General features: G+C 38.4%; 2 protein-coding genes. One reads left to right on the top strand and one right to left on the bottom strand.

The features are described from left to right. Positions 1-1,070: FGGY-family carbohydrate kinase (locus V7D75_RS08080; RefSeq protein WP_333614151.1), on the top strand; the 1,070-nt coding region annotated here is incomplete at its 5' end. A 240-nt stretch (positions 1,071-1,310) separates the two neighbouring features. On the opposite strand, the gene V7D75_RS08075 is transcribed toward V7D75_RS08080, so the two are convergent. Then, positions 1,311-3,506 (bottom strand): hypothetical protein, encoded by a 2,196-nt coding sequence (locus V7D75_RS08075; RefSeq protein ID WP_333614150.1) that lies wholly within the window; start codon positions 3,504-3,506, stop codon positions 1,311-1,313. Between the last annotated feature and the right edge of the window lie 83 nt (positions 3,507-3,589).

Here is a 3,589-nt window from a genome sequence, read left to right as displayed (position 1 = left end):
ATCTTACTTATCAGCTGACAGGCGAATTAGCCGATTCCACTGGTCATGCCCTAGGCTATCTGCCTTACGATTATAAAGCGCAAACATGGCTGAAACCTAAAGATCTTAAATGGCGTCTATTTAGCTGTCGACTTGAACAAATGCCTAAGATAGTACCACCAGGTCAGCCACTTGGTCATATCAGCGCAAAGGCAGCTAAAGCCACGGGGATTTTAGCAGGCACGCCGATGATTGCTGCCGCTAGTGATAAAGCGTGCGAAGCTTTGGGCTCTGCCGGTCTCGCTGCTGACACTGCCTGTTTGAGCTTTGGCACTACTGCGACTATCAATACTACCTCAAGCAATTACGTCGAAATCCTTAAGCATATGCCCGCTTATACCGCTGCCGCGCCAAATTACTACAATCATGAATACATGATTTATCGCGGCTTTTGGATGGTCAGCTGGTTTAAGGAGCAATTTGCCCAATACGAGGCGCAGCTGGCAAAAACTCAGGGTATCGATACCGAAAAGCTCCTTGATCAAGCGGTCAAGGACATTCCAGCGGGCTGTATGGGGCTGATGATGCAGCCGTATTGGTCGCCCGGCGTCCGTCATCCCGGCCTTGAAGGTAAAGGCGCGCTCATTGGTTTTGGCGATGTGCATACGCGGGCGCACGTTTATCGCGCTATCTTGGAGGGGCTGGCTTACGAGCTTAAGCTTGGCTTTGATACGATTGAAAAGCGTACTGGTAAAACCATCAAACACCTGTGTGTCTCAGGCGGCGGCTCCCAAAGCGACTCAGCGATGCAGCTCACCGCCGATATCTTCGGTATGCCCGCTTATCGACCACATACTTATGAAGCTTCAGGCTTAGGCGCTGCGATCAACTGCGCAGTCGGAATCGGTGTCTATCCCGATCACGCGGTTGCAAGTGAGGCAATGACCCATTTAGGCGATGAGTTCATCCCTATTGAAGCCAACGTCCAACTCTACAAACGCCTTTATAATGAGATTTATCTAAAAATGTATGAGCGCTTAAAACCGTTATATCAAAGCATTCAAGATATTACTGGTTATCCTGCGAAGTAGTTTGCGCAAGTTTGAGGTATCAGCGTATTAGGAGTGGTTAGAAGGTAGGGTGATTTTGGCGGATAAAGTGTGGGAGCTAATCGCGCCTTCTGCTTGTATCTGTACCCCTAAGCGTGGCTGGCACTAATGGCTGATGGCATTCCTGTATTCTCGATACTACCCTCAGCCAAGTGCCCGCAACCCGCTTAGTCGCACAGGATACCGCGTCAGTCACGGCTAAAACGCGTCACAAGACAACTATTATTCATCAGAAAGCACACGGGTTTGTAATCTTGTAGAGAGTATTTTCTTGCCAACTGGATTACCTTTTGGTCTTGTTGGCCTAATAACTTTCATTACGATTTGCTTAAGATTCAACTCGTGTATTAAAGCTCTATTTTCATCAGTGTTTTCGAACTCTACTGCTTGACCGTTGTCTAGTTTCTGATAAGGCTCGTCCAATAGTCTGAGAATTTCTAAGATTTCCTGCTTATTTAAATACTTAATTTGTTTTAACAGTAACTTTTTTAGTTCCTCAGAGTCAGCATGTTTAAGAAGCTGGTCATAAACAGGCAAAGACATTCTCTCACTTTCATATACTTCAATAATTTTCTTACGAACAGTGTCATTACTTACTATAAGGTTGATAGCTTTAGACTCAGCTAAAACTTGCTTGTGCTGGTTAATAATTTCATCAGAACAAAATAAGGCTTCGATATCTTCTGGACGAAGCTCAATAGAATCCAAATCATGTATTACTGTTTGATGATATTTAACTAAAAAATTCAAGATAACTTCTTTTGATGCATATCCTTTGACTTGTTCCCAGTTTTCAGGAGTTAAACTTAGCTTTCCAAGAGATATTAGTGTCTGAATTTTCTCTTGGCTTATATTCTTTAAATATGAATTATCCCAGTTTTTATCAGTCATGCCGATTAGCTTTTCGTATGCTTCATCACTCAAACTGTCACATTTAAAGAGATGATTATCGAACTCAGCTTTAGTAGCTTCCCAGTCTTCAATGTCTATAACAACTGACTCTGTATAATCAACTATTTGTAAGTAGTCTTGTCCATTTTCCAAGAATTTGACAAGTGAGCTATCTATCTCCCGATAAGCACCTTGGTCATCTTCGTCTTCATAAGAGACAGAAAAATACTTAAGAACATTTGACCATGAGTATTTAACTTTCAAACTATCGATAAGATATTGTTGAATTTGGTAGCTTTTAACTTCACTTATATCTTTAATTTCAGTAGATGTGATGTCAATAAATCTCTCTATTATTGAATTTTGACTACCAAACATATTTAAGGCTTTTATATAAACATCTTTATCTTCAGAATATAAAGTATGCTCATCTGCACCTAACAAAATAATTCTTATGTATTCTGATAGGTTCTCAGACCAAAAATCTTTAACTAAATAGTTGATTTTAGAATCACATATTGTTGTTAATGGTGCGTTTTTAAGCCTATTGTCTAATTCATCTAGTGATAGTGATAAATTACCCATCAAGGCAGCCTTGATTATATCCAACTCGATAGAAAAAAATCCTTGTTCACCAAGCCAGTTGAATAGATCAAGGTTTGTAGCGTTTAGGCGAGAAAACTTAGGTTTTATGGAAAGACTGAGCTGTTTGAATTTCCCTTCATTCTTTGAAAGAGAATTCATTACAAAATCGATATAATCGTTTCTTTGGGATAAAAATCTATTAATTTTTTCAGATAGATAGCTAGAGGTATCTAGAATATCAATACCATATCTGATAATTTTTGAGTAATTATTAGTTGTCTGTTCGTCTTCACTATCTTCCAGCATCTCATCAAAAACACTATCATCTTGCTCTATAAGTATAGGAATAAGTAAGCTTAGATAACTGACGTCCTTATTGAACAAAACAGCTAAAAACTCAACTGAGATATCTGATTTATCACAAATTTTATATAAAAAATTCTGCTTATGCTTCACGAAATCAGTAGTCTGCAACAAATATCCCAGCATACTAATATTTAAAACACTAGATGTATTCATCTCATCTTCTGATAAGTAACTTGATAACAGTTCGACTTGATGGGTTAACTCTAGCTCAAATTTAGGCATTTGACGTCCATTAACAACCATCGCATAGCTTTTATCTGATCTCGATATAGACGACTCAAAAAACAGAGAAATATAATCAGGATAGTTCTCATTAATATAGCCATTTATAATAAAAAACATTAACTGTTCAGGAATATCTGGTATTTCTTCATCCTGAAGTAGTTGTTTTATATCTATATCCTGAAGTAGATTCTTTATAGTATTATTTTTAATAGTGTAAAGCTGCTCATTGAGTCTGCTTAAGCTATTAGATATCTCTTTTTGCTCCTCGTTGATTTTAGCTCTTATAATAGCTAAGCGCTCACTATAGATGAGCTGCGAATTAGTTGAATCCTCAACATCCGAAAAAGACACACCGCTAGAACTAAACCAGTGATAGCTAATATAGTCAAGCCCACCTAAAAGTGTTATAAATTAATTATCAAACTTAATTGTTA

Source organism: Psychrobacter sp., assembly GCF_036731945.1.
Taxonomy (GTDB): domain Bacteria; phylum Pseudomonadota; class Gammaproteobacteria; order Pseudomonadales; family Moraxellaceae; genus Psychrobacter.
The sequence above is the reverse complement of the archived record's forward strand: the minus strand, read 5'-3'. Positions and strand labels throughout refer to the sequence as shown.